The organism is Ignavibacteriota bacterium, from assembly GCA_016212665.1.
Taxonomy (GTDB): Bacteria; Bacteroidota; Ignavibacteria; order UBA10030; family SZUA-254; genus FW602-bin19.
Genome location: JACREZ010000015.1, coordinates 1 through 24221, shown reverse-complemented (window position 1 = coordinate 24221; position 24221 = coordinate 1). Strand labels below are relative to the sequence as shown.

23 protein-coding genes are annotated in these 24221 nt (G+C 44.2%); 2 read left to right on the top strand and 21 right to left on the bottom strand.

Features of this window, described 5'->3' with window-relative positions; translation table 11 throughout:
• Positions 1-2: 2 nt before the first annotated feature.
• Together HY960_04815 and HY960_04810 are read left to right on the top strand one after the other, a co-directional pair.
• A complete protein-coding gene (locus HY960_04815; GenBank protein MBI5215052.1) occupies positions 3-1046 on the top strand; it encodes a PorV/PorQ family protein in 1044 nt (347 codons plus the stop codon).
• A gap of 105 nt (positions 1047-1151) precedes the next feature.
• Positions 1152-1634, top strand: a complete 483-nt coding sequence (locus tag HY960_04810; protein ID MBI5215051.1) for a hypothetical protein — start codon at positions 1152-1154, stop codon at positions 1632-1634.
• Between the two features lie 50 nt (positions 1635-1684).
• Here HY960_04810 and HY960_04805 read toward each other — a convergent pair whose 3' ends face one another.
• The 21 genes from HY960_04805 to HY960_04705 all read right to left on the bottom strand — a co-directional run bounded on the left by HY960_04805 (position 1685) and on the right by HY960_04705 (position 23966).
• Positions 1685-2254, bottom strand: coding sequence for a hypothetical protein (locus HY960_04805; GenBank protein ID MBI5215050.1), 570 nt, complete (start codon positions 2252-2254; stop codon positions 1685-1687).
• Between the two features lie 138 nt (positions 2255-2392).
• A complete protein-coding gene (locus HY960_04800) occupies positions 2393-2818 on the bottom strand; it encodes a molybdenum cofactor biosynthesis protein MoaE (protein MBI5215049.1) in 426 nt (141 codons plus the stop codon).
• A 212-nt stretch (positions 2819-3030) separates the two neighbouring features.
• Complete coding sequence (moaD, locus tag HY960_04795; GenBank protein MBI5215048.1) at positions 3031-3276, bottom strand: molybdopterin converting factor subunit 1; 246 nt, start codon at positions 3274-3276, stop codon at positions 3031-3033.
• Positions 3273-4469 (bottom strand): molybdopterin molybdotransferase MoeA, encoded by a 1197-nt coding sequence (locus HY960_04790; GenBank protein MBI5215047.1) that lies wholly within the window; start codon positions 4467-4469, stop codon positions 3273-3275. The genes moaD and HY960_04790 overlap by 4 nt, the downstream gene beginning before the upstream one ends.
• Positions 4466-5059, bottom strand: a complete 594-nt coding sequence (locus HY960_04785; protein ID MBI5215046.1) for a nucleotidyltransferase family protein — start codon at positions 5057-5059, stop codon at positions 4466-4468. Before HY960_04785 ends, HY960_04790 begins: the two co-directional genes overlap by 4 nt.
• 7 nt (positions 5060-5066) lie before the next feature.
• The gene (locus HY960_04780) at positions 5067-6371 is read right to left on the bottom strand and encodes an amidohydrolase family protein (protein MBI5215045.1); all 1305 of its coding nucleotides are present in this window, start codon (positions 6369-6371) and stop codon (positions 5067-5069) included.
• Between the two features lie 6 nt (positions 6372-6377).
• Positions 6378-7526: an XdhC family protein gene (locus HY960_04775; GenBank protein MBI5215044.1), complete on the bottom strand. Its 1149-nt coding sequence runs from the start codon at positions 7524-7526 to the stop codon at positions 6378-6380.
• A gap of 85 nt (positions 7527-7611) precedes the next feature.
• A complete protein-coding gene (locus HY960_04770; protein ID MBI5215043.1) occupies positions 7612-8613 on the bottom strand; it encodes an ornithine carbamoyltransferase in 1002 nt (333 codons plus the stop codon).
• A 19-nt stretch (positions 8614-8632) separates the two neighbouring features.
• A complete protein-coding gene (locus HY960_04765) occupies positions 8633-9034 on the bottom strand; it encodes a type II toxin-antitoxin system VapC family toxin (protein ID MBI5215042.1) in 402 nt (133 codons plus the stop codon).
• Positions 9031-9204, bottom strand: a complete 174-nt coding sequence (locus HY960_04760; GenBank protein ID MBI5215041.1) for a hypothetical protein — start codon at positions 9202-9204, stop codon at positions 9031-9033. Before HY960_04760 ends, HY960_04765 begins: the two co-directional genes overlap by 4 nt.
• 82 nt (positions 9205-9286) lie before the next feature.
• The gene (locus tag HY960_04755; GenBank protein ID MBI5215040.1) at positions 9287-10501 is read right to left on the bottom strand and encodes a YgeY family selenium metabolism-linked hydrolase; all 1215 of its coding nucleotides are present in this window, start codon (positions 10499-10501) and stop codon (positions 9287-9289) included.
• Between the two features lie 85 nt (positions 10502-10586).
• On the bottom strand, positions 10587-13727 hold the full coding sequence (locus HY960_04750) for a PQQ-binding-like beta-propeller repeat protein (GenBank protein MBI5215039.1): 3141 nt from the start codon (positions 13725-13727) through the stop codon (positions 10587-10589).
• Positions 13728-13760: 33 nt separating this feature from the next.
• Positions 13761-14222 (bottom strand): DUF86 domain-containing protein, encoded by a 462-nt coding sequence (locus tag HY960_04745; protein MBI5215038.1) that lies wholly within the window; start codon positions 14220-14222, stop codon positions 13761-13763.
• Positions 14219-14635 (bottom strand): nucleotidyltransferase domain-containing protein, encoded by a 417-nt coding sequence (locus HY960_04740; protein ID MBI5215037.1) that lies wholly within the window; start codon positions 14633-14635, stop codon positions 14219-14221. The genes HY960_04745 and HY960_04740 overlap by 4 nt, the downstream gene beginning before the upstream one ends.
• A 22-nt stretch (positions 14636-14657) precedes the next feature.
• Positions 14658-15209, bottom strand: coding sequence for a BMC domain-containing protein (locus tag HY960_04735; GenBank protein MBI5215036.1), 552 nt, complete (start codon positions 15207-15209; stop codon positions 14658-14660).
• 49 nt (positions 15210-15258) lie between these two features.
• Complete coding sequence (locus tag HY960_04730) at positions 15259-16641, bottom strand: SLBB domain-containing protein (GenBank protein ID MBI5215035.1); 1383 nt, start codon at positions 16639-16641, stop codon at positions 15259-15261.
• A gap of 50 nt (positions 16642-16691) precedes the next feature.
• Positions 16692-18128: a pyridoxal-phosphate dependent enzyme gene (locus tag HY960_04725; GenBank protein ID MBI5215034.1), complete on the bottom strand. Its 1437-nt coding sequence runs from the start codon at positions 18126-18128 to the stop codon at positions 16692-16694.
• 78 nt (positions 18129-18206) lie between these two features.
• A complete protein-coding gene (locus HY960_04720; protein ID MBI5215033.1) occupies positions 18207-18596 on the bottom strand; it encodes a GxxExxY protein in 390 nt (129 codons plus the stop codon).
• Between the two features lie 28 nt (positions 18597-18624).
• Positions 18625-21210, bottom strand: a complete 2586-nt coding sequence (gene xdh, locus HY960_04715) for a selenium-dependent xanthine dehydrogenase (protein ID MBI5215032.1) — start codon at positions 21208-21210, stop codon at positions 18625-18627.
• A 64-nt stretch (positions 21211-21274) separates the two neighbouring features.
• Positions 21275-23302 (bottom strand): 4Fe-4S dicluster domain-containing protein, encoded by a 2028-nt coding sequence (locus HY960_04710; protein MBI5215031.1) that lies wholly within the window; start codon positions 23300-23302, stop codon positions 21275-21277.
• A 25-nt stretch (positions 23303-23327) separates the two neighbouring features.
• Positions 23328-23966, bottom strand: a complete 639-nt coding sequence (locus HY960_04705) for an endonuclease III (protein ID MBI5215030.1) — start codon at positions 23964-23966, stop codon at positions 23328-23330.
• Positions 23967-24221 lie beyond the last annotated feature (255 nt).

The window sequence follows — 24221 nt, the reverse complement described above, 5'->3', positions numbered from 1 at the left end:
TTATGGTTAAGAACAATGGTTTGTGGTTTGTGGTTTGCGGTTTGTGGTTTGTAGTTTGTAGTTTTATAAACGTTTATGCAGGCGCGAAATATGCCGGTGAGTTTATTGCAATCGGCGTTGGCGGAAGAGCATTGGGACTTGGCGGTGCGTACGTTGCACTCGCGAACGATGCGACTTCGGCGTATTGGAATCCTGCCGGGCTTTCCAAACTTCAGTACCCGCAAATCTCACTCATGCACGATGAACGATTCGCCGGTTTGGTGAATTATGATTTCGCGGCGCTCGCGCTACCGTTTGGAAAACGAACAACATTTGCAGTGAGCGCTATCCGGCTTGGTGTTGATAACATTCCCAACACACAATTTGCCGGACTTGATGCGAACGGCAATTTGTTACCTCCCGACCAAATTCAGAATTTTTCTAGAATTGACCCGTCACGCGTCACCTATTTTAATGCGGCGGATTGGGCATTGTATTTTTCCTACGCAAAACAACAAAGCGAAGATTTTTCCTACGGAGCGAATTTGAAAATCATTCGCCGCGACCAAGACGAAGGCTCGGCAACAGGAATCGGGTTTGATGCAGGCGCGCAATATCATGCAACAGAGAATCTCTTTCTCGGCGCAACCATTCAGGACATCACAACGACATTGATTGCATGGAATACCGGACGAAATGAATTCCTTACGCCGACATTCAAACTTGGCGGCGCATACATTCAACCGCTTGGTGACTTCCGTTTGATTCCGACGATTGATACAGACATACGTTTTGAAGGAAGGGAATATTCTGCACAAGCGCACCTCGGTCCGGCAAGTTTGGATTTTCATCTTGGCGGAGAAATTCAGTATCAGCAATTCGCCGCGCTCCGTGTTGGTTACAGTGATATTGGTTCGCTGAACTTCGGAGCGGGGATTCATCTTCCGAAACTCGATATTGATTACACGTTCGCCAAGTTCGATGCGGAAAACCAACTTGGCAACACCCATCGCGTTTCGCTTACCTTTACGCTCGAAGCGGAACAATTCAAACGGGCATCGGAATAATTTCTTTTTACTGAGACATTGCTTCGTTCATTTCTTTTTTTGATAGCCTGCGCGGTTCTACTCTGTTCTTGCGCAACAAAAATCCCATACTCACTCACCTCTCCAATGAGCGATGAAACGTTCCATTCCAGAAGCGGATATTTTTCCGGAACAATCCCCAAAGGATGGTTTTCTTCATCCGATACCTCGGTCGCTCAATCGCTAGAAGCGTGGTTGCTGAACGATGACTTTACGGCTGCAATCGTCATCAGAGAATTACATTTGGATGAAACAGCCAAACGACAGGTCGAGGAGGAAGGATTGGAATATCTTGCAGAGATAAGTAAATCTTTCGGTGAAACTGATACTTCGACGACCTATCAACATCAATTAGAATTTTCTTCCGGAAAGACGAAGTTTTTTAGTTATGAACAACATTCCGCGGTGATAACAAAACGCGTTATTGTCTTTTCAATAAATAATCATTTCTTTGAATGTGAAGCAACTCCGGTAAATAGCTTGTTCGACGGAACATTCTTGATTAATCTTTTTTCAGTGCAACAGAGCGTCATCACGTCGCTCAAATTTCCAACTCCCCTTCCCCAATAAAACAAAAAGCGACGTCTCCGTCGCTCTTCGTTCTGTTCATCAATCCGTAATTAATGCGTGTGCGATTTACATTCTTCTCCGCACACGTGTCCCTTTTCCCCGTGAGCGTAAGAATGTTTTCCATCTTTGCAAGAACCAGAACACTTGTGTTCTTTCATTCTCATCATGTGTTCACATTCTTTTCCGCATGTATGTCCTTTTTCTCCGTGCGCGTAGCTATGCTTACCACCCTTACAATCGCCGGTACAAACATGGTCTTTCATTTTCTCTGCTTTCATTTCCATCTTCTCACCAACCTTTTGCATTTTCTCCCCCTTCTTCTCCATCATCTCGCCGCGCTTTTCCATTTTGTCCGCTTTCTTTTGTATCATCTCTCCGTGCTTTTCCATTCCGTGGTCGTGCATTGCTTCCCCCTTTTTCTCCATTGCTTCACCTTTCCTTTCCATCCTTTCTGCTTTCTTTTGCATCATTTCTCCCTTTTTCTCCATTACCTCACCTTTTTTCTGCATCCTTTCCCCTTTCTTTTCCATCTTTTCTGCAGTTTTATTTTGTGCCACTGCTGTGAGTTGGACTGTGAAAAAGACAGCAAGAAGTACAAATATTGAAATTATTTTTTTCATAAAATTTTACCTTTTGTGATTATTAAACATTGATGTGAATTAACGCCTTTTATAACACTGCATCCGTGTGAGAAAGTTTCTTGTCGGTTCATATTTTTCACTTGAACAATAAATTCAAAAATAAAGTAAATCGGGGGATTATTCCTTCAAATTGTTAATTCTTGAATCAACCCAAACACTTCCATCTTCAAAAAATTCCTTTTTCCAAATGGGAACTATTTGTTTCAGTCGGTCAATCAAAAATCGGCATGCTTCGAACGCTTCTTTTCGGTGAGCGGAAGAGACTGCAATAACAACACTCGCTTCACCAATATCAACTCGACCAATGCGATGCACGGCTGAAACCTTTTTCAATTTCCATTGCCCGTTTGCCTCATCCACAATCTGTTGCATCGTTTTCAATGCCATCGGTTCGTAGGCTTCATACTCAAGCCAGAGAACGCGTTTGCCCTTAGCATTGTCTCGTGTTGTTCCTATGAATACATCAATTCCTCCCGCGCCTGCGTCGCTCACGCTTGCAATAACTTCCTGAATGTTTATTGAATGTTGTACGATATTTATCATAGTTGTTGACAGTAGAAGGTTCGTGGTTGCTGGTTCGTGGTTTGCAGTTGCTGTTCTTAAATTTAGCTGATGGTCTTTAGTCATTCGTATTGAAGTGATAAAGTTATATACTTTGTACTTCTATGACAGTCGGATAAAATCTCTTTGCTAAGAAAATCTCAACTACTCAATGACTCAACTACTCATCTACTTTATTTCATTTTGTATTGAATTTATCCGCCGCTTACCGGAGGAATAAGTGCAACTTCATCCTGTTCAGACAAAACTCTCTCTTGAATAATATACTCATGGTTTACAGCAATACGAATAAATGGTTTCCATTCAGCGAACTTCGGATAACAATGAATGAGATGCTCAAGTAAATCATTCGTTGTTGCCTGTTCGGGCAAAGCGATAGTTTTCTGGCTTGCCCCCACAATATCTCGCGTTACAGCGAAAAACTTCACTTGTATGTTCATAGCAACTCAACTTCTACAACATCACCCACGCGAAACGCCTCTTTCTCTTCAGGCAAATGAATCAAACAGTTTGCCTTCGTCAATGAAGTCAACACGTTCGATGATTGTGTTCCTGTCGTTTTCACGTGTAACGTCCCGTTTCTGTTTTCAAGAATGCCACGAACAAAATGCCGCTTGGCATCTTTCTTCATTATTTCTGTCGCGAGTGTTGCCATCAACGGTACTCGTTCTCTCGATACGTTATTTCCTGACATCTGAAGAATTGCCGGTTTCACAAACTCGACAAATGTTATAAAGGAAGAGACAGGATTTCCCGGAAGCCCAAACACAGGTTCATTTCCAGCCATCCCAAAGAAAAGCGGCATTCCCGGCTTGATGTTGACTTTCCAATTTTTTTTTTCTACCCCGAGTTCTTTCATTGTTTCGAGGACGAAATCAAATTTACCGACCGAAACTCCGCCAGACGTAATGAGCATATCAGCAAGTAAGCCTTGTCCCACTTTTGTTTTTAACTCCTCTCTGTCATCTCTTGCTATCCCCAAATCCATAACATTGCAACCAAGTTCACGTACTAATGATTTCAGCGCGTAGAGATTGCTGTTTCTGATTTTTCCTTCTGTCAGAGGTTTGTTAATTTCCACTAGTTCGTTTCCTGTGGCGAGAATGGCAACCGTTGGTTTTCTGTACACAGAGACAAATTGTTTTCCAAGTGAAGCAAGAACACCAACTTCCTGAGGTCGAATCCGTTGCCCGCGTTCCAAAACTGTTTCTCCTTGTTGGATGTCATCTCCCGCACGGCGAATGTTGTGTCCGGGAATTACACTTCGGAGTAATCGCACTTCATGTTCATGTATCTTTTCTGTCCATTCGTGTTGAATGACAGCATCGCAACCCGGTGGAATTTTCGCACCGGTCATAATTGTCGTACACTCTCCTCGTTCTATAGTTTTGCTTGATAAAGTTCCTGCTGAAATTTCATCAACGATTTGCAGAACAACGGGAACGTTTTTGCCATCTTCCGATCGAATGGCAAATCCATCCATTGCTGAGTTATCGAACGACGGAATGTTTTCACTTGATAGAATATCTTCAGCAAGGACGTAACCGAGTGCGTTCTCAAACGAAATAGTTACCGTACCAAGAGATTGGACTGAGTCTGAAACAATTTGTAATGCTTCCTGTGCGTTTATCATTGAGCAAATTTCATTTGCAAAAACTTGTAATCATCCGGCGTATCAATGTTCACAAGGACACCTTCTTCATCAACAGGAACTTCCAAAATTTCTTCCGGATGGTTATGGATGATGAACCGGGCGCTTTCATTCATCGGTGCAGTTTGAAGCGCATCAAACATAGAGGTTCCAAAAATTACGGGATGTCCCCGTCGTTCGTTGTACTTGGGGAGAACGATATTTTTGTTTGATTTCCAGAAGCCCTGCAATAAATCAACTACAAGCGATTGTGTCAGCAATGGTCGGTCAACCGGACAAACAATAACGCCGTGCGCTTTTTCAATTTCTACTGCTGAAAGTCCTGCTCGTAACGAACACATCTGCCCTTGTTCCCAATGATTGTTCACTACAATTTTTCCATCAAACCACGACAACGAGGCTTGAAGTTGCTCTGCGTGTGAACCAAGAACCAGAATATTTTCCATCACTCTTGCTGAGTGGAGAACACGAACAATACGCTGAAGAAATGTTTCCTCCCCAATTTTCAATAATGGTTTGGGAGTTCCCATTCTGCTGGAAGCCCCCGCCGCAAGAATAACACCGACTATCATTGCGTAGTTATTTCTGAACCGGTTCGCGCAACTCTTTCGGGGTAAATATTTTCCCCTTTTTGATAATCATCGAAATTGTGCGTGTGTTACGAATATCTTCGAGAGGGTTTTTCTCCAACACGAGCATATCTGCCTGATAATTCATGTAGAGAAATCCCAAGTTCTTTCTCTGACCAAGACACTCGGCAGAAATTGCTGTTGCGGAAACAATAGCCTGCATCGGTGTCAATCCGGCTTTCACCAAATTTTCCAATTCAATATGTGCGCTGATGCCGGGGAGAGACGGAACATCAGTTCCCATCGGCACAGGAATATAATGCTTCACTATCGCACCGGAATTACCATACACTAGAGCAAGACGCTCGGGAGAAACAGTGAACTCCGGGAACCTGTTATCATTGAGACGTACGGCTTCTGGCTGAGCATAGGTTGTAAGTTCAGATTGTGTCAATGTTGAACGAAAAAGAGAATCGGACAAAATATTGTTGAGGAATTTTTTTGCATCGGAAAATGCTTCATATCGCGAGAGAGTGGAAACATAGTACGTATTTCGCTGTACCATCTCATCAATAAGAGAACTTCCCAATTGCTCATCCTGAATTCCTCCAACGAGTATGGAAACTCCCGCTTCAATCGCCATCTGTGCTTCCTTGATTGACGATGTCTGAATCGCCGTAGAGATTCCAAGTTTCTTTGCTTCATCAATCAATGCGAGAATAACGGATGAATCCAATTGTTCAACCGGTAAACCTTCGTTCGTCTGTTTTTTGTTACACAATATTTTGAAGCGGCTGATTTTCTTTGAATGAAGCAATCGAACCTGAGCGCGTGCATCCTCCGGTGTTTTTGGTTTGACGTTGAGAACCACATCATTACCCGGCGAACCAAACATTGGCGCCGTAACATAGATGTCGGGAAATTGAGCGGAATCAACTTTTGTCATTTGAGAAAATCGCTCTCCCTCTTCAATAGATTCAAACGAGCAATTCGCCGAAGTAACTCCCCATGAAAGAAGCGTCCTGAGTTCTTCCGGTGTTCTGAACCGGGATTCAACATCAATTAATCCTGGAATGACGTATTTTCCTTTTAAATTAAATTTCTGAGCATTTTCCGGAATCTCAACTTCATACCGTTTTCCGATGTACGAGATTTTGTTTCCTTCAATCACGATAAAGCAATTTGTGATTGGTCCCGTATTCCACGAATCTATCACCGTTGCCTCTTCCAGCACGATCGGACGTTGACGTTGCGATATTACTACCGTAACACAACACATCAGCAACAATGTTAGTGTCTTCAGATTGTATCTCATACTATTTCAGGCAATTGATTTCTTTTGCTCAAACGCCCGGAGTTGCTCATTCAGTTCCGCAGATTTATTTCGTAACGGGACTCCTCCGCGGCGTTCATTGATAAGTTGTGCAACGATGCTGACGCCAATTTCCTCCGCAGTCACTGCGCCGATTTCAATTCCAATCGGAGCGTGAACGCGTTTCAACGCCTCAATAGAAATTCCGCGGGGAAGTAAGTGTTCATACGTCGTCAGAACTTTCCTCTTACTTCCAATCATTCCAATGTACCGTGCCGGAGTCTTGATGATACGCTTGAGAATCTCCTCATCATACTGATGCCCGCGCGTGACAATCACAACGTATGTTGATTCGCGGATTTTCAATTTCTCTAATGCTTGTCCGTAATCAAGCGCAAGCGTTGCTGTCGCTTCCGGAAACCGGACCGGGTTTGCATACTTCTCACGGTCATCAACAATCGTTACCTGAAATCCGGCAATCGAAGCAAATGAAGAAATATATTTTGAGACATGACCACCTCCGAAAATAATAAGCGAAGGCGTACCGCGTACCGGCTCAAGGAAAAATTCTCCTTGCTCAGTCTTCATTCGTTTTGTCTGCTGATTGTGAAAGGCTTTCTTCACAATATCGGAAATCGGTTTCGATTGAAATTCCGGGTCAGAAAAAGCGAACACCAACTTTTCCATTTTCTTGACAACACGGCTTCCCCACTCGGTTGTATGTTGCGGCGCGATCGGAAGAACTTCTTTCATCGCGATTGTTCCTTCAGGCGAAACCAATGTGGTTACAACACAATCTTCGCCTTCGTCGCGAATCGCTTTAACCTCTGTGAACAGTTTGATATGCTCTCTCGTAATCGGTTCGAGAAGCACTTCGAGAGTTCCGCCGCAAATCAATCCCGATTCAGTTTCATCTTCATTTAATTCAAATGAATGAATTTCTGCTTTCCCGCTTCCATAAATCCGATTAGCATGTTGCACAACTTCACCTTCCATGCAACCTCCGCCAATCGTCCCGACAGTCAAAACACCGCCACGCTTCACAAGCATTTTTGAAAGCGCGGAAGCCGGAGTCGAACCGCTCGTCGAAATTACTGTTGCGAGCATGATGCTCTCTTCTGTTTCGAGCGCGGAAAGTATTTCTGAGTATATATCCATAGATTCTTGGTTTGAGGTTACAGGTTTGAGGTTTGAACAGTACGGCTTCATACGCGAACCCCTAACCTCAAACCTGCAACTGATTTCACATTGTCAACGCCATCACTGATTTGCAAGTATGGAGACGGTTTTCTGCTTCGGGAAACACACGCGATTGTGGACCATCAATCACTGCATCGGTGACCTCGTAACCTCGATCTGCCGGAAGACAGTGCATGTAAATCGCCTCCTTCTTTGTGAGTTTCATTTTCTTCTCATCGCAAATCCAATACTTGTATTTCTTTGAGAGTTTCAATGCTTCTTCCGGCTTATGAAACAGTGTCTCAATTCCCCACGATTTTGGATACACGATGTCGGCATCTTTGAACGCTTCATCCATGTTATCAACAACTTCAAACTTGGTTCCGTTTTCTTTCGCGGCTTTCTTCGCGTACTCCATTTCGCTTTTCATCAATTTATATTCCGGCGGATGAGCGAGAACAACATCAAGTCCGAAGCGCGGCATCAATGTAATCAATCCTTGCGGGACAGACATTGGCTTCGCATAACTCGGTGCGTACGCCCACGAAACAGCAATCTTTCGCCCGCGCAAATTCTTTCCGAATTCTTCTCTGATTGTCATCAAATCGGCAAGCGTTTGAAACGGATGGTCAATATCGCATTGCATGTTCAGCACAGGTCGGTCTGAATTCTTTGCAACCTCGCGCATGTATGAATTTCCTTCCCCCGGCACAAGGTCGTGGCGAATGGCAATCGCATGACCGTAACTCGAAAGAATGATTCCCATATCTCTCGGCGATTCTCCATGAGCAACCTGTGATGTTTCCGCCGCGATGAAATGCGCGTGCGCTCCAAGTTGTGTCGCTCCTGCTTCAAACGAATTTCTTGTGCGTGTTGATTTATCAAAGAAGAATAAGAAAATCGTTTTGTCCGGTAAATACCGGTGCGACTTTCCTGCTCTGAACATCTTCTTCAAATCTGAAGAAGTTTTCAGCGCGAGTTCAATTTCTTTGATTGACCAGTCTTTGGTTTCGATATAGTCTTTTCCCCGAACGGCGTTCGGGAGAATGGGGAGTTTTGTTGGCATATGTTCCTTTTTAAAAATACTAAAAAAATAATTTTTTCATTTCACGACGAAGTTTTTCATCAAACGTTTCAAATTTTTGAACTTGATAAAATACAGCAGATGCAGCAACGATTAAGTCTGAAGCTTTCAGGTTCACCTTCATCATTGTTTGTTCTATTAGTTGATACCAGAAAACAGAGCCACCTAATTCTAATTGTATGAGAGGTGAGCCTTGAAGAAAAACACGTTTGCAAGAGTTAACATCATGCTCGTTTTGTGTGAGTCTCCATACTGAATTCAATACTTCTGCATACACGAATTCCGGTACAATAATCTGTTCATTGTTTTGAAATGAATTCGATACAAGATGAACTGCTTTTTGATGGTGAGCGTCTCTTTTGTGAAAATACGCTACCCAAACAGAACTGTCAAAAAGAATCATGAGGAGCGTTCTCTGCGGATAATCTTCACCGAATCCGTCTTTCGACCAAGATCGAATTGTGCAGATTGAAGCAAATTCAAAACACGACGAATCTCCTCTTGGGAAAATTTTTTCTTCGTAGTATTGTTCCTTGATTTCAAATTTGAATTTGCTCGAATTGCTTCAGCCATAAATATATTTCTTATTGTTCAATGTTTGATTGTATTACAATGTAGGAAATTCTCGCGATAAATACATTTCACCGTTGAAGATTCACCGTTCACGTTGACCATTAAAATAATTCAAAGGAAACGCCGCATACCACGCGCTTGCTTTCACAAGATGCTCAATCGGGATTTGCTCGGTTGCCATGTGCGCATAAATTTCGTTTCCGGGACCAAAGCCGATACAAGGAATACCATGCATTCCCATCACGGCAACACCGTTCGTACTAAATACCCAGCGACTCACTTCCGGCTTGGTGCCAAATAATCCCTCAAACGTTTTTACGCCAGCATCAAGCACAGAATGATTTTCCGGTAACAGCCATGTCGGGTAATATTTTTTTGTTGGATATGTTAATCCTTTCCAACTCGGGACTGCATAATCGAGAACGACAACCTCGGCTCCCGCTTTCTTCACACTCGGCAGTTCTTGAATTTCTTTGACGGCTGATTCGAGCGTATCGGTTGCGGCAAGTCGTCTGTCAAGATGAATCGTTGCTGAATCAGCAACGGCACAGAGCGAAGGCGAAGTCGAACGGACTTCAGCAATCGTCACCGTTCCTTTTCCGAGGAACGGTTCGCCGCCAAGACGTTCATTCAACTTTTCTATATCCTGAATGATTGGCGCCATTTTATAGACAGCATTTACTCCGCGTTCCGGCGCAGAGCCGTGACACGAAATTCCTCTTGTGCGTACTTCAATTTCCATTCTCCCGCGGTGACCGCGATAGACAGCAAGGTTTGTCGGCTCGGTAATCACCACAACTTCCGGTCTTAACTTATCTTCATTGATGATATATTGCCAGCAGAGTCCGTCGCAATCTTCCTCCTGCACACTTCCGACAATATAAAGCGTGTAGTCGTCTTCAAGTCCAAGTTCTTTGATAATTTTTCCGCCATAGACAATTGAAGCGAGCGCGCCTTTCATATCGCATGCGCCGCGACCGTAGATGATACCGTCCTTCTCCGCGCCTTTGAACGGGTCAATCGTCCAGTTTGCCGGGTTACCGACATCAACCGTATCCACATGCGCATCCATCGCAATGATGTGCTTCCCGTGACCGATGCGACCGAGAATGTTACCCATGCCGTCTATCGTAATCTCATCGAAGTTGCATTTCTCCATCTCCTGTTTGATGCGATGAATGACTTGCTCCTCCTGCGAACTTAATGATTTGATGGCAATAATGTCGCGAAGAAATTGAGCGACTTGTGGTTCGTTCTTTTGTGCTGTTTTGTAGATGTGTTCGAATGAAGGTTTCATGAGTATGGTTTTGGGGTTCGTGTTTCAAGTTTTGGGCTTTGGGTTACCGATTTCAGGTTACTGATTACTCGTTACTGTTGACTGTTCAACGTATCAGGACAAGTTTTTTTGTTTCGTTGAATGATTGAGTTTGAAGGCGATAGAAATATATTCCGCTCGGAATCCCGCTTGCATCCCAGTTTACCGACTTGTTTCCTTCTTCTTGCATCTCATCTACAAGCGTAGCGACTTCTTCGCCAAGGAGATTGTACACTTTGAGTGTAACATTGTAGGACGACTCGCCGAGTCGTCCGGTCGAGACAGCGTCTCGACCTACAGGTAACTGATAACGAATAACGGTTAATGGATTAAACGGATTGGGATAGTTCTGTTCAAGAATAAAGTGATTCGGAATTTGTGATTCGTGATTAGTGATTTCACCATCGGGCGGAGGCGGAGGCAACTCCGAAGTTGGAATAATTTTTATTCTGCTTGAAACTGATGAAGAGATAACAGAAGAAAGAATAAGTTGCCCTGCTTCGTTAGCTTTTACCCAGTAACCTTTGCCCGGCTCAATTGTTGAACTTGGAGAATAGCCTGCATTGTACCCGAAAAATTCAGTGGTAACAATTCCCGGAGGAAGGCTTGTAATGTTTGATGTTTGAACAGACTGAGAAATTGAACCTATGATATTCCATCCTTCAGCAACATTCACAGTTTCGGTAGTAACGACTGAACCCGGAATGTACACCGGCTCTGCAGTAGAGAATTTCATCCAGTAACCGACACCAACGGCGAGTGTATCCTTCTCTTCATAACCTTCTTGATAAGCAAAGGCAGATGACATTGCAGAATAAAACAACGTGGTTTTTCTGTAATCATTTGACAGAACGGGAACAGAAACAAGATTCCATCTTGCATTCATTTGTATGGTCGAGAAAGAACTATCCGGCGTGAAATAAGCGATAATGGTGTGGGTTGTATCTACGTCGTAAAACGTATAACTTGACAGTGAATCAACACGTTGACCGTCAACGACAATGCTGTCAGTGTGCCAGTTAGTAATTGGGGTAACAGTAAAACTTTGCTGTTCTCCTATTACGACATTGACGTTACCGATTGGAGAGATAGTACCATTACCAGCCACTGATGAAGTTACGTTAAACAGTTGCGGTACAATTCCGGCAAAATAAGAGTGTCCACTGTAATTAATGTCATCGAAACTTCCTCCTACATACACCGTCGTTCCGGAAAAAGCAAGTGCACGAACAACACTGTTTGCATTAGGATTCCAGTTTGTGGCATTTCCCGTGGTGGCATCAAGAGCGGCGATATAATTTCTCGACTGACCACCAATGCTATCGAAACTTCCCCCCGCATACACGGTTGTTCCGGAGACAGCAAGTGTACGAACATCACTGTTTGCATTCGGATTCCAACTTGTTGCATTTCCAGTAGTGGCATCAAGCGCGGCAATATTATTCCTTGCTTGCCCGCCTACGCTGTCGAATTGTCCTCCTGCATACACTTTAGTTCCTGAGATAGTAAGTGCAAGAACCCCGCCGATTACATTCGGGTTCCAACTTGTTGCGGTGCCCGTTGTGGTATTGAGTGCGGCGATACAATTTCTTGTTTGTCCACCAATACTTGTGAAGTATCCTCCGGCATAGACGGTTGTTCCTGAAATGGCGAGAGCTTCAACAAAATCGTTTGCATTCGGATTCCAACTTGTAGCGTAGCCCGTTGTGGTATTGAGTGCAGCGATGAAATTTCTTGATTGACTGCCGATGCTACCGAAAAGTCCTCCTGCATACACAATAGTTCCTGAAACTGCAAGAGCATCAACATCACCATTTGCATTCGGGTCCCAACTTGTTGCGTTACCTGTCGTAGCATCAAGCGCGGCAATACGATTCCTTGTTTGACCGCCAATACTTGTGAAGTATCCTCCGGCATAGACGGTTGTTCCCGAGACTGCAAGTGCACGAACCACATCGTTTGCATTCGGATTCCAACTTGTTGCATTTCCTGTTGTAGCATCAAGAGCAACAATGTTATTTCTATATTGTCCACCAACGCTCGTGAACATACCTCCGGCATACACCGTAGTTCCTGAAATAGCAAGAGCATTAACCTCTCCGTTTGCATCGGTGTTCCAGTTTGTCGCGTTCCCAGTTGAAGCATCAAGAGCGGCGATACGATTTCTTGACTGACCACCAATGCTATCAAAACCTCCTACCGTATAAACAGTTGTTCCTGAAATAGTAAGAGCGTTAACTACGTAATTCGCGTTGGGATTCCAACTTGTGGCGTTTCCTGTCGTGGCATCAAGCGCGGCAATATAATTCCTTGCCTGTCCGCCGATGCTTGTGAACCATCCTCCTGCATACACAGTGGTTCCTGAGACGACAAGTGCTATAACTGAAGAACTTGCATTCGGATTCCAGTTTGTAATATTACCCGTAGTAGCATCAAGAGCGGCGATGTGATTTCTTGATTGACCGCCGATGTTCGTGAAAGCGCCTCCTGCATACACGGTTGTTCCAGAAACTGTAAGAGCATCAACCGTTCTGTTTGCATTCGGATTCCAACTTATGGCATTACCAGTTGTTGCATCAAGCGCGGCAATACAATTCCTTGCCTGTCTGCCGATACTTGTGAACTGCCCTCCTACATACACAGTCGTTCCTGAGACAACAAATGCATAAATCCTATTGTCTGCATTCGGATTCCAACTTGTTGCGCTGCCCGATGAGGCATTAAGTGCGGCAATATAATTCCTTGCCTGTCCGCCGATGCTTGTGAACTCCCCTCCTACATACACAGTTGTTCCTGAAACGGTAATAGCATTAACATTACTGTTTGCATTCGGATTCCAATTCAAGTCTAGCGTTTTGTCAGCTTTAATGTGGGCGATATTGTTCCTCGGTACCCCTCCAACTTCAGAGAAGTATCCGCCAATATACCATCCTCCCGCGCCATCGGAAACCACTGCATAAACATCTCCATTCACTTTTGGTAAAGCTCGGTCAGGTTGCCCTGTTGCAATATCAATCGCTGCTCCAGGCCCCGTCGGCGGTCCAACATACGTAAATTGTCCTCCTATATAAATAGTATTACCGGAAGTAACAATAGCATACACTCGTCCATCCGTTGCCCATAGGTTGTCGTTCACAAACTGCGCGTTTGTGACGGATACAAGTGAGCAGAACAGAATGTAGATACTAAGTGTAAAAGTAGCTTTCATAGTAAGTACTCTTTTCAATAAAATGTCATTCAGTTACTTCTCAACACTAAAGCCGTACTTCTCAGGATGTTTCATAACTTCTCTTACTGCTTTTAGAAAAACATCAAAATCACCGAGATTCTTTTGCAGTATTGAATAAATTTCTTTCGGTGTAACATCAGCATAAAAGTGAGTCAACCTGTTTCGATAGCCAGCCATGTTTTTGAGAGCGGTTTGTGCAAATTGTTTTTCAACAACCCCGCACTCACCGAGTTGAATTGCTATTGCTTTGTATTCTGTAGAACGGTTGCCCGGTAATCGGGAGAGAAGGTGCAAACCAATATGGAAGACTCCCTCCAATGCACGACGTAAATAATATTGAGCAAGGACAAAGTTTGTTTCGTTCTCAAATTGTTCAAATGAAAGCCCAACAAGTTCCTTGAGTTTTTCTACATCCCGTTGTATTCCATCAATCCGTGGAATAATAGATTGTGCTTTGAGCGGCGTTTCCATCATCCTATTCTCTCCAGAACTTGTTTGTTAAACTCATCCAGGTGCGGTCGAAAATCTGCATACATTATCTGTATGTATTCTATAAAGTCGTATCTTGACCCCGGTTTCGCTTCGAACAAAATTTTTCCATGCGAGATAACATCGAAACACAATTCTAAACCTGCTCGTTGCAACAAAACAATATCAACGCTATGCTGTGGGAAAACATCTGTAAAAATATCATAGAGTTCATTGTACATATCTGATACGTTTTCATCAGAGAGCGGTGAAGAGAAAACAACGCCAATATCCACATCGCTGAGAGGATGTTCCGTTCCTTCCGCGTGCGAACCGAAAAGATAAACAAGTTCAACTCCACAAGAATGAAGTCTTTTTTGAATATCTATAGTCAAAGGATTTTTCAGGTCTATGCTCATTGCAATCGAAAGTACAAAATATCTAAATCTTTTCCGACAACAACTCTTTCCTCGGATGCGGAATAACGACTTTATTCACCAGCAATCCTTTTTCTGCAATGACTGCTGCGCCTGCGTCAACGGCAGCTTGCACTGCGGCAACATCGCCGGTTAGAGTGAAGAACGCTTTTCCGCCAAGCGCCATCGCAAGCCGGATTTCAATCAACTCTACACGCGATGCTTTTACTGCGGCATCGGCGGCTTCAATTAACGAAGCAACCGAAAACGATTCAACGATACCGAGCGCTTCAAGCATTTCAACCTTGTTCATCCCCGAAATTGCGGGAAACACCGCCGGGTGAACATTGGGAATGATGAACACATCAATAATAGAGCCGCGCCCGGCAACTCCGCCTGCCTGTACGCTCGCGGTAACCGCAGAAACATCTCCGCCAATTAACACCATGTATTTGCCCGAGCAAATTGTCCGTGAGAGAATAATCTCAACGTCAGCCGCTTTCAACATTGCATCGGCAACCTGATATCCCGCGGCGATGCTCGTCAGTTCAATAAGTCCTATGGAGTTTCGTGTCATGATAATTCAAAGATAAGAATTTCTAAACCCTTTTTTGCATTTTGCATTTTTAATTTTGCATTGCCTGAATAATAATACTTCCATTGATATGAGTAACTACTCCATCAATACTCGCATGTACTCTCGCCCCAAGTTTTCCCTCAGGAATCTCTCCAATGCACTGTCCGCGCTTCACCGTTTCACCGACTCGGACAATCGGCAACGCAGGAGAACCGATATGTTGCAACAACTGAATTTCAACCTTCGATGGCTTACAGCCATCCTTACAAAATTCCGATGCGTGATTGTACTCTTCAACGCCGAGTCGCTTCATCAGTTGTTTGAGCGGTGTTCTTCGTCCTTCATACATTGGATGCGGTTCGACTTCCTTTCTTCCAGACCATTTGATGCCTTGTTCTTTCAAGTCGTGCTTGGCTTTGTCGCACGCTTCTTTCGGGAAAAGACTTTCGGGACATGCGTACAACGTACACAAGCCACAGGCACAACAAAGTTGCGCAAACTGATTCCAGATGTTTTCTCCTGTTGTTGTGAAGCCGAGACTTCGCATCACCTTATGCGGCTGAACATCGTAACCAAGAACATACCGCGGGCAAAGTTCCGTGCAGTAACTGCATTGGTCGCACGCCGATTTCCCGATGCGATGCATTGCTTTCTCCGGTTGACTCTTTCGCTGAATGAGCGTATGTTCCTTCGGAAGAACAATCAACCCGGCAGTTGTTTTCGTAATTGGTTTTTCCAAATCGAATTCCAATTTCCCCATCATCACCCCGCCGACAAACACGCCATACTCCTTCACACTCACACCACCCGCCGATTCAATCGCCTCACGATAGCTCATTCCAATCGGCGCAAGAAATGAAACAGGATGCTTCACCGCGCCTGAGACGGTAATAAATTTCTCAATCACCGGCTCATCATCTTTCGCTTTGGAAATATTGTAGAGCGTTTCAACATTGTTCACCACAATACCAACATCGAGCGGAATTCCCTGCGGAGGAATCAACCGCTTCGTTGCTTCATAGACGAGAATGTACTCGTCGCCGGACGGATAGAAATCGCCCAGTTGGTGAATCGTTATTGGCATGCCCGCCGTAGGCGGGTGAAAGTGGTGAGTAGTCGTTGATTCATCTTGAATCTTTAATCCTAAATCCTGAATCACCTTGTTCAATGCCTCAATCGCCGCTTTGTTCTTTTCCTTCACGCCAATTATTCCCCGCTTCGCACCCGTTGATTCCATCAAGAGAAGAAGTCCATGAACAACTCGCTCAGGATAGTTCACCATCAACTCATAATCTTTATGGATGAGCGGCTCGCATTCAGCGCCGTTCGCAATGACGGTATCAACCTTCGACGCGGCTTTCACGTGCGCGGGAAACCCGCCGCCGCCTGCGCCGACGATACCGGCGTATCTTATTTTATCTTGAATATCCAACTCTTTGGTTCTTTGTACTTGGTGTTTTACTATTCTTTCAATCGCATATCTCACATCGCATGACGATTAAACTCTTCTATGAGATTATCAAACTCATTCACTTCTTCCTCAAACATTCTCGTCCAGAAATCAGGGTTCCACTGAGCGTTCAGTTCGTCGGAACTTCGTCCCTGCTGTTCAACCCACGTAAAGTATTTGAGATTGTGAATTGCTTTCCGGTCATAGTACGAAAGTTCTTTGAAGTAATCAATGCTCTGATGTTCAAGCGGTCCGGCGAAATCTTTTGCCGCCTGCATGATCGAATATTTGCCGCGCTCCTCTTCCAACTCTTTCAAACGAGATTGATACAAGTCAGACGAATCGGTGAAAATCGTGAAGATGACGTCGTTCTCATTCATCTCGTAATACTTCGCTGTCTTGATTGCTGCAAGCATATTGCAGATCCCTGAGATTCCAAGAATAGACAAATCACCGCTCACCGCTCCCTGCTCACCGCATAACAATTTTTGACCTTCCTGTTCATTGAACAACCGAAGAACTCTCATGCAATCTTCATCGTCAATTGCCGCAACTGCATCTGTGTTCAAAACATTATGAACCCACGGCACGTGCTTGTCACCAATGCCTTCAATACGATGCGCACCGAAACCATTCATGAACAGAGTCGGACATTGCAACGCTTCTGTCGCAACAACCTTCAGATGTGGAAATTGTTTTTTGAGATAATCCCCCGCGCCGATCGTTCCCGCCGAACCGGTTGCCGAAATGTACGCCGATGCCCGAAGATTTTTTCCAAGCGATTGAAACACTTCTTCAATTGCAGGACCCGTTACATTGTAATGCCAGATCGGATTGCCGAATTCTTCAAACTGATTGAAGATGACATTGAGCGGGTCTCGTTTCAGTTCCCAGCACTTATCATAAATTTCTTTCACGTTCGATTCGGTACCGGGAGTTGCAATCACCTCCGCTCCGATTTCTTTCAGCCAAGCGAACCGTTCTTTCGACATTCCCTCAGGCAAGATTGCAACCGCAGTACAATCAAGCAAGGAAGAAACAAACGCTCCGCCGCGGCAAAAATTTCCTGTCGAGGGCCACACTGCTTTGTGTTTGTCCGGGTCAAACTCGCCGCTGACAAGTCGCGGCACCAAACAACCGAACGCCGCACCTACTTTATGCGCTCCTGTCGGAAAATATTTTCCGATAAGTCCGATGATTCTCGCTTTTACTCCCGTAATCTCTTTCGGAATTTCAAGATAATTGACTCCGCCATACAGTCCCGTTTGCGTGTCGTTCTTCCATGTTATGCGGAAGAGATTAGCCGGGTCAACATCCCACAAACCAATCTTTGGAAGTTTCTCCTTGACTGATTGCGGAACGAGATTCGGGTTTCGCATCTGCGCGAATGTGGGAATGGTAATGCCGTGTTTTTTACAGCGAGCAGCAGTTTTTTTAATTACGTCTTGTTTAAATTTCTTGATGATCATTTCAATTCACCACCGATTTACACTGTAGAAGCACGGATGTTCACTGATATCTCTGTGAAAAATCCGTCGCATTCGTGTTCATCCGTGGTTAATTCCTTTCTTATCGTTTGTTAAAATTCTTCTGATGAATATCGGCTTAGGTCCGAAGTTAAATAAAAATCCAAGTTCAATATTTGTTGCTTTGAGATAATTGATGAGTTGTGCTTCATGTTCGGGTGCGATACCTTCTGCTGCTTTTAATTCAAGAACGACCAGTCCTTCAACACAGATGTCAGCAAAATACTCTCCGACCTTCTTGCCTTTGTAGAAGACATCAATCCTCTTTTGCTGTTCAACATGCAATCCTTTTTTCTCAAGTTCGATGACAAAGGCATTCTCATACACCTTCTCAAGAAATCCAGAACCAAGCGTATTGTACACAGTGTAAAATGCGTTGATGATTTTATCTGTTATATCCTGATGAAGCATCATATGTGTTATTCCGTCGCATCCGTGTTTATCCGTGGTGAATTGCCTTCGCCGCAAGAGAATCTTTCATCGGCAATTTGTACCGACGAATGCCATCAAACTTATACAACGCAGAAGCAACGGCGCCGGCAGTCGGCACAAGACCGATTTCGCCAACACCTTTCGCACCAAACGGACCTTCCGGTTCGTGTTCTTCGATGAGAATAATTTCCGTCTCCGGCATATCCTTCGCCCTCAGCAATCCAAGCGAGCGGAGTTTGAACGATTCGGGAATACCGTTGTTCAACTTCAGTTCTTCCGTTAATGCGTAACCGAGTCCCATGTGAATCGAACCTTCGAGTTGTCCTTCGAGCATTTTTTTGTTGATGACTTTTCCGACATCATGCGCGGCGACAAACTTTTTCAATTTTCCTGAATCATCAAGAATACAAACCTGTGTTGCAAATCCGAACGTCATGTGAGTAATCGGTTTGTTCGTTGTTGCGTCGAGAGCTGTTGTGTAGTCAATCACCACTTCACCGAAATATTCTTTCCCGACTAAATCCTGAATCTTCAATCCCGAATCCAAATCAATTTTCATTTTCTTCGCCGCTTCGATAACAGCGCGTCCGCCCAGTACCGTCGCACGGGAAGCAGTAGTCATTCCGCAGGGGGTTGGTTGTGTCGTGTCAATATCAACACGGACCTTGCGCGGGTCAATTCCTGTAACATCAGAAAAAAACTGAATCATCACCGTGCAAAAACCTTGTCCCATTTCTGTAAAGCCGGTGTTGATGGTAATTGTTTCGTCAGGATGAATTCGCACAATCGCCTGTCCGTATTCCGGCATCCCGTTTCCAATACCGACATTTTTAATACCGCACGCGATACCCGCGTACTTCGATGAGTAAAAAATGTCTTTCACTGCAAGGAGAGTTTTTTTGATGCCGACCGCTTTCTCGAATACTTGTCCCGTGCAGAACGTATCGCCGACATCCACAACATTTCTCCATCGCATTTCCCATCCGTCAATCCCGACTTTCTCCGCGAGAATATCCATCATTCCTTCAATCGCAAATGCCGCCTGATTCGCTCCGAAGCCGCGCATCGCGCCGCAAGGGAGATTATTTGTGTACACTGCAAGCGCTTCAACATCCGAATGTAAAATATTGTACGGACCGCACGCATGTCCTGCCGCTCGCTCCAACACTTTCGTACCGACCGAAGCGTACGCTCCTTTATCGCCAATCATTCGCGCACGAACAGCAGTCAACTTTCCGTTCTTGTCGCAACCAACTGTGTACGTCATCTTTATCGGATGGCGTTTCGGATGAAGTCGAATGCTTTCTTCGCGTGTCAGGGTCGCCTTAACAGGTTTTCCAACCAGCATTGCCATCAATGCAACCTGCGCTTGAATGCTTAAATCTTCTTTTCCTCCAAACGCGCCGCCGTTGGTGATGAGTGTAACCTTCACGTTCTCTTCCGATAATCCAAGAAAAGAAGCGATTTGTTTTCTGTCATCGAACACGCCTTGCCCCTGACTGAACACTTCAAGCGTTCCGTTGTTTGTCAGAGCAATCGAGCTTTCCGGTTCGAGGAACGCGTGTTCAATCATCTGCGTCTCGAATGTTCGCGTCTCAACAAACGCAGATTCTGCAAGCGCTGAATCAACATCACCCCGCTTGATGACAGATTTTGAAAGAAGATTGTCATGGTCTGAGTGAACTCGTGGCGCATCGGGTTTCAATGCCTCTTCAGGGTCATATACCCCGGGGAGTATTTCGTAATCGAGTTTGATGAGTTCACATGCTTTCCTCGCCGTCCGAACATCATCGGCTACAACGGCCGCGAGAACATCTCCGATGCAATGAGTGATTTCTCCCTCAGCAATGAACAGGGACCAATCCTTGTAAATCAATCCTTGCTTCCGTTGACCGGGAACATCATTTGCGGTGACAACACGAACAACGCCGGGAAGTATTTCCGCGTCAGTGTAATCAATTTTGTTGATGTTGATTCGCGGGTGCGGAGAAAAGAGAAACGCAGCATACAACATGCCCGGCAATTTCATATCATCAATGTACGGACGCTCGCCCATAGCAAACTTTTCGCCATCCATCTTCGGCAAACTTGTCCCGATTTTTCCTGAATAATCCGGTTCCGGCAACGGCTCGCCCCGAAATGCTTTTCCTGCAAGTTCAATCGCATCAATGATTTTCACGTAGCCCGTGCATCGGCAAATGTTATTGTTCAATGAATGAGCAATTTCGTCTCGTGTCGGCTCGGGATTTTTAGATAGAAGGTGCTTCGCTCGAACAACTATTCCGGGAATACAAAAACCGCATTGCATCGCGGCTGAGTAGGAAAATGCGCGTGCGAAGATGTCGCGTTCGTTCTCATTCAACCCTTCGAGTGTATGCACAGATTTCCCTTCGACATTCTTCGCGGGAACAGCGCACGATGAAACCGCTTTTCCATCAACGATAACCGTACACGCACCGCACGAACCTTGTGGCGCGCATCCGTTCTTGGGAGAAATCAATCCCGCTTGCTCGCGGAGAACATCCATCAACGAGAGATTGTCTGAAATTTCTGATTGAAATTGTTGACCGTTGAGGGTGAAATCTAATTTCATTTTTTGACGCTAATTTGGTTTCTGATTAACTTACTAAGTGTGAATCTGTGGGGTTTCGGCTCTTTTATGTGGTTTCAAACAAACCAACATTCACAAAATGCACACGGCTTTTATTCATCATACCGCGTATTAATGTTTTCATCACAAAATAATATCTCATATCGATAGTTTTGTTTATGGATTCATGAATTTCTATATCAAGAAAAGAATTCGTAATCGGATCCATCACGATACAAATATTACCACATTGAAATTTTGTCGTATCACCCTCTTGTGTCAGAGTGAATTCTTTTTCTGCAAATCTTCCATAGAGAATTATCGAACCATTTGATTTTTCAAAATGGAATCCGCTCTGCGAATTCCACTTCTTCCAATTTTCTAACGAACTAAAAAATCTTGGTTTCTCTATGTATGGTCCGCCGTCTTCTGGACAAAAGACATCGCAGTTACCGCACTCGTTGCACGCATCGGCGAAGTTTCCTATCTGATGTTTTTCTTTAATAGAAAACACGCCACCGTCTATCAATCGCCACGAGCCGTTTACAATTTCGATATTTTTAACTACAATTTCAAACGGTTCAATTTCAAAATAGAAGTTTGCATCGTTCGGGCAGACAGGAATACACTTGTCGCAGTTGATGCAATCCCAAAGATGCAATTGGCTTCCGATTTTCCGCGGGGCTTTTGTGTTGGTGGAAAAATGATATCGTGGATTGGAAATGCTCTGTTCTAACACTCTTGATGTGAGATGTGAGATATGGGATGTTGGATATGAGTCGTGTGATGTGAGTTTATCATTGTCCATATCGCATATCTCATATCGCATATCACTTTTTTGAATAAACTCTGCAACCGTTCTTGCCTCAAGTTCAAGCATCTTCCGTTCAAGATTGTAGAGATATTGGGGAAGCCGCCCGTATCCTCCTGGGCGAAGCAAATCAGTGCAGGTTGTTACGGGAACAAGTCCGATAGAAACTATATCAGCGAAATTGTTCGCATCAACTCCGGCAGAAAAAGAAATCGGAAATTCTGTGCTGAACACCGTTCTCCATTCATTCACAAGCGCAAGATGGAGGATATGCAACGGCTGACCTGAAAGATATTGAATCTTATCTTTCAGAAAATTTCCTTTGTTGACGACTTCAAGTGTGTTGCCGAACTTCACACCGATTGTCTTGTTGCAACGCATTGCAACTGATTGTAACCGTCGCACCATATCAACCGCTTCATCGAACTTGATACTCGTATCGTACGCCTTCTGATGAACTTCGATGTCAGTGTATCCGAGTTTCTCATACAGTAAATGTTCAAGCCGTTCCTTCCCAAGCATCGGCGGATTCATTTTGATGATAACATGAAAATCCATCTCTGAAATCAGAAACTCACAAATCTTTTCTATTTCATTTGCCGGACATCCATGAAATGTAGAAAGCGTGATGCTGTTTCCGATTTCCGATTTGAATGGCAAATCCCGAAACACTCCAAACTCATCGGGGATCTGAAATCTTAAATCTGAAATCAATTCTGAAGCATCGCGCATAGTTTGCAACCAACTTCTGATTTGGGGAGAGTGGATTCCCGCAAGGTCATAACCGACGCTTATATCGAATATAGTTTCGAGTTTTGGGTTGGGGGGTTGGGTTAGTTTCTCATTCTCCCGAAACTCAAAACCCGAAACTCCAAACGATTCTTTCAGAATCTCAATAATCATACTCGCCTTCACATACTCTCGAAGCGAATCTTCCAACCGTAATTCCTGCGACCACTCAGTGTTGTAGCCAACTGTTGCCATGTCAATGCATGGACGTGTTAGTTGGAGTTCATCTTTGATTTGAACTGTTTTCAGTTCAAGAATACGCGCGCCTGCAAGCCACGAGAGTACAATGTTTTGAGCAAGTTGTGTATGAGGGCCCGCCGCCGGTCCGACAGGATTCGCCGCCCTGTTCCCGCAAAACATCACCGATAAATCCAACTCAGGATTCGGACGATAAAATTTTCTCGACGGCAAATCGAAAATCGAATCGTTCTTCTGATATTCGTAGTAGATGCGTTTCAGAAGTTTATCGAAGGAGATGGGGATGAGCTCTGCCACTGTTAGTTCTTCGTTCTTTATGATTTTATTTCAACGTTTTGAAATATTCACAAACAGAATTTACGGGACACTCCGTACATTTTGGATTTGTCGGTCGGCAAATTTCTCTACCGAGAAACGTCAGACTCATTCCAAGTTGCTTCCAATACTTCTGTGGAATTTTTTCCATCAATTGCTTTTCGATTTTTTCAGGATTCGTTCCCGTTGCAATACCGATACGCGGAGCGGTACGCAGTACATGTAAATCAACAATCACTCCTTCCATTATATCGCCTGATTCACTCATGATGACATTGGCAGATTTCCTTCCGATGCCGGGCAGTTTCGCGAGTTCTTTCTGCGAGTGTGGAATCTGTTCTTCCGTTCGCACTTGTTTTGCCAAGGTAATCAGCCATTCGCCCTTCTTCCGAAAACCGGGAATGGATTTGATGAATGGGTATAACTCTTCGATTGTTGTTTCTGAGAGAGAAGCAAAAGTCGGAAATTGTTGAAATAATTTTTCCGCCGCAACGTTCACACTTTTATCGGAGGTACGCGCAGAAAGAATCACCATCACCACTAATTGATAACGGCTTTTATGGTCAAGCGGGTGTTTTCTTGCACTGTACTTTTTAAACAACGGCTTGAACGCGTTGAGCCAATTACTAGTATCATCTGATTTCATCATTTTCGTATCGAATAAATTTTACTGCTATTTGTTTGAAAAAACTAATCATGCGTAAGGTATCGGCTTTCTACTTTTTTTGCAAGTTTTAAATCAACACAATACAGTTTAGTGCAAAAAAAAGCGCAGGTTGTTCCCAACCTGCGCTTTTGATAAGCACGTGGCGTTACTTCATCAACATCATCTTCTTGATATTGTTGAACGTATTCCGGTTTCCTTTTTCATCGGTCGTTGTCGCTTCTAACTTGTAGAAGT

Excerpts from the sequence above, each read along its gene's own strand:
- HY960_04815 (MBI5215052.1), top strand. The coding sequence starts at position 3 with ATGGTTAAGAACAATGGTTTGTGGTTTGTGGTTTGCGGTTTGTGGTTT.
- HY960_04810 (MBI5215051.1), top strand. The coding sequence starts at position 1,152 with ATGAGCGATGAAACGTTCCATTCCAGAAGCGGATATTTTTCCGGAACA.
- HY960_04805 (MBI5215050.1), bottom strand. The coding sequence starts at position 2,254 with ATGAAAAAAATAATTTCAATATTTGTACTTCTTGCTGTCTTTTTCACA.
- HY960_04800 (MBI5215049.1), bottom strand. The coding sequence starts at position 2,818 with ATGATAAATATCGTACAACATTCAATAAACATTCAGGAAGTTATTGCA.
- moaD (MBI5215048.1), bottom strand. The coding sequence starts at position 3,276 with ATGAACATACAAGTGAAGTTTTTCGCTGTAACGCGAGATATTGTGGGG.
- HY960_04790 (MBI5215047.1), bottom strand. The coding sequence starts at position 4,469 with ATGATAAACGCACAGGAAGCATTACAAATTGTTTCAGACTCAGTCCAA.
- HY960_04785 (MBI5215046.1), bottom strand. The coding sequence starts at position 5,059 with ATGATAGTCGGTGTTATTCTTGCGGCGGGGGCTTCCAGCAGAATGGGA.
- HY960_04780 (MBI5215045.1), bottom strand. The coding sequence starts at position 6,371 with ATGAGATACAATCTGAAGACACTAACATTGTTGCTGATGTGTTGTGTT.
- HY960_04775 (MBI5215044.1), bottom strand. The coding sequence starts at position 7,526 with ATGGATATATACTCAGAAATACTTTCCGCGCTCGAAACAGAAGAGAGC.
- HY960_04770 (MBI5215043.1), bottom strand. The coding sequence starts at position 8,613 with ATGCCAACAAAACTCCCCATTCTCCCGAACGCCGTTCGGGGAAAAGAC.
- HY960_04765 (MBI5215042.1), bottom strand. The coding sequence starts at position 9,034 with ATGATTCTTTTTGACAGTTCTGTTTGGGTAGCGTATTTTCACAAAAGA.
- HY960_04760 (MBI5215041.1), bottom strand. The coding sequence starts at position 9,204 with ATGGCTGAAGCAATTCGAGCAAATTCAAATTTGAAATCAAGGAACAAT.
- HY960_04755 (MBI5215040.1), bottom strand. The coding sequence starts at position 10,501 with ATGAAACCTTCATTCGAACACATCTACAAAACAGCACAAAAGAACGAA.
- HY960_04750 (MBI5215039.1), bottom strand. The coding sequence starts at position 13,727 with ATGAAAGCTACTTTTACACTTAGTATCTACATTCTGTTCTGCTCACTT.
- HY960_04745 (MBI5215038.1), bottom strand. The coding sequence starts at position 14,222 with ATGATGGAAACGCCGCTCAAAGCACAATCTATTATTCCACGGATTGAT.
- HY960_04740 (MBI5215037.1), bottom strand. The coding sequence starts at position 14,635 with ATGAGCATAGACCTGAAAAATCCTTTGACTATAGATATTCAAAAAAGA.
- HY960_04735 (MBI5215036.1), bottom strand. The coding sequence starts at position 15,209 with ATGACACGAAACTCCATAGGACTTATTGAACTGACGAGCATCGCCGCG.
- HY960_04725 (MBI5215034.1), bottom strand. The coding sequence starts at position 18,128 with ATGATCATCAAGAAATTTAAACAAGACGTAATTAAAAAAACTGCTGCT.
- HY960_04720 (MBI5215033.1), bottom strand. The coding sequence starts at position 18,596 with ATGCTTCATCAGGATATAACAGATAAAATCATCAACGCATTTTACACT.
- xdh (MBI5215032.1), bottom strand. The coding sequence starts at position 21,210 with ATGAAATTAGATTTCACCCTCAACGGTCAACAATTTCAATCAGAAATT.
- HY960_04705 (MBI5215030.1), bottom strand. The coding sequence starts at position 23,966 with ATGAAATCAGATGATACTAGTAATTGGCTCAACGCGTTCAAGCCGTTG.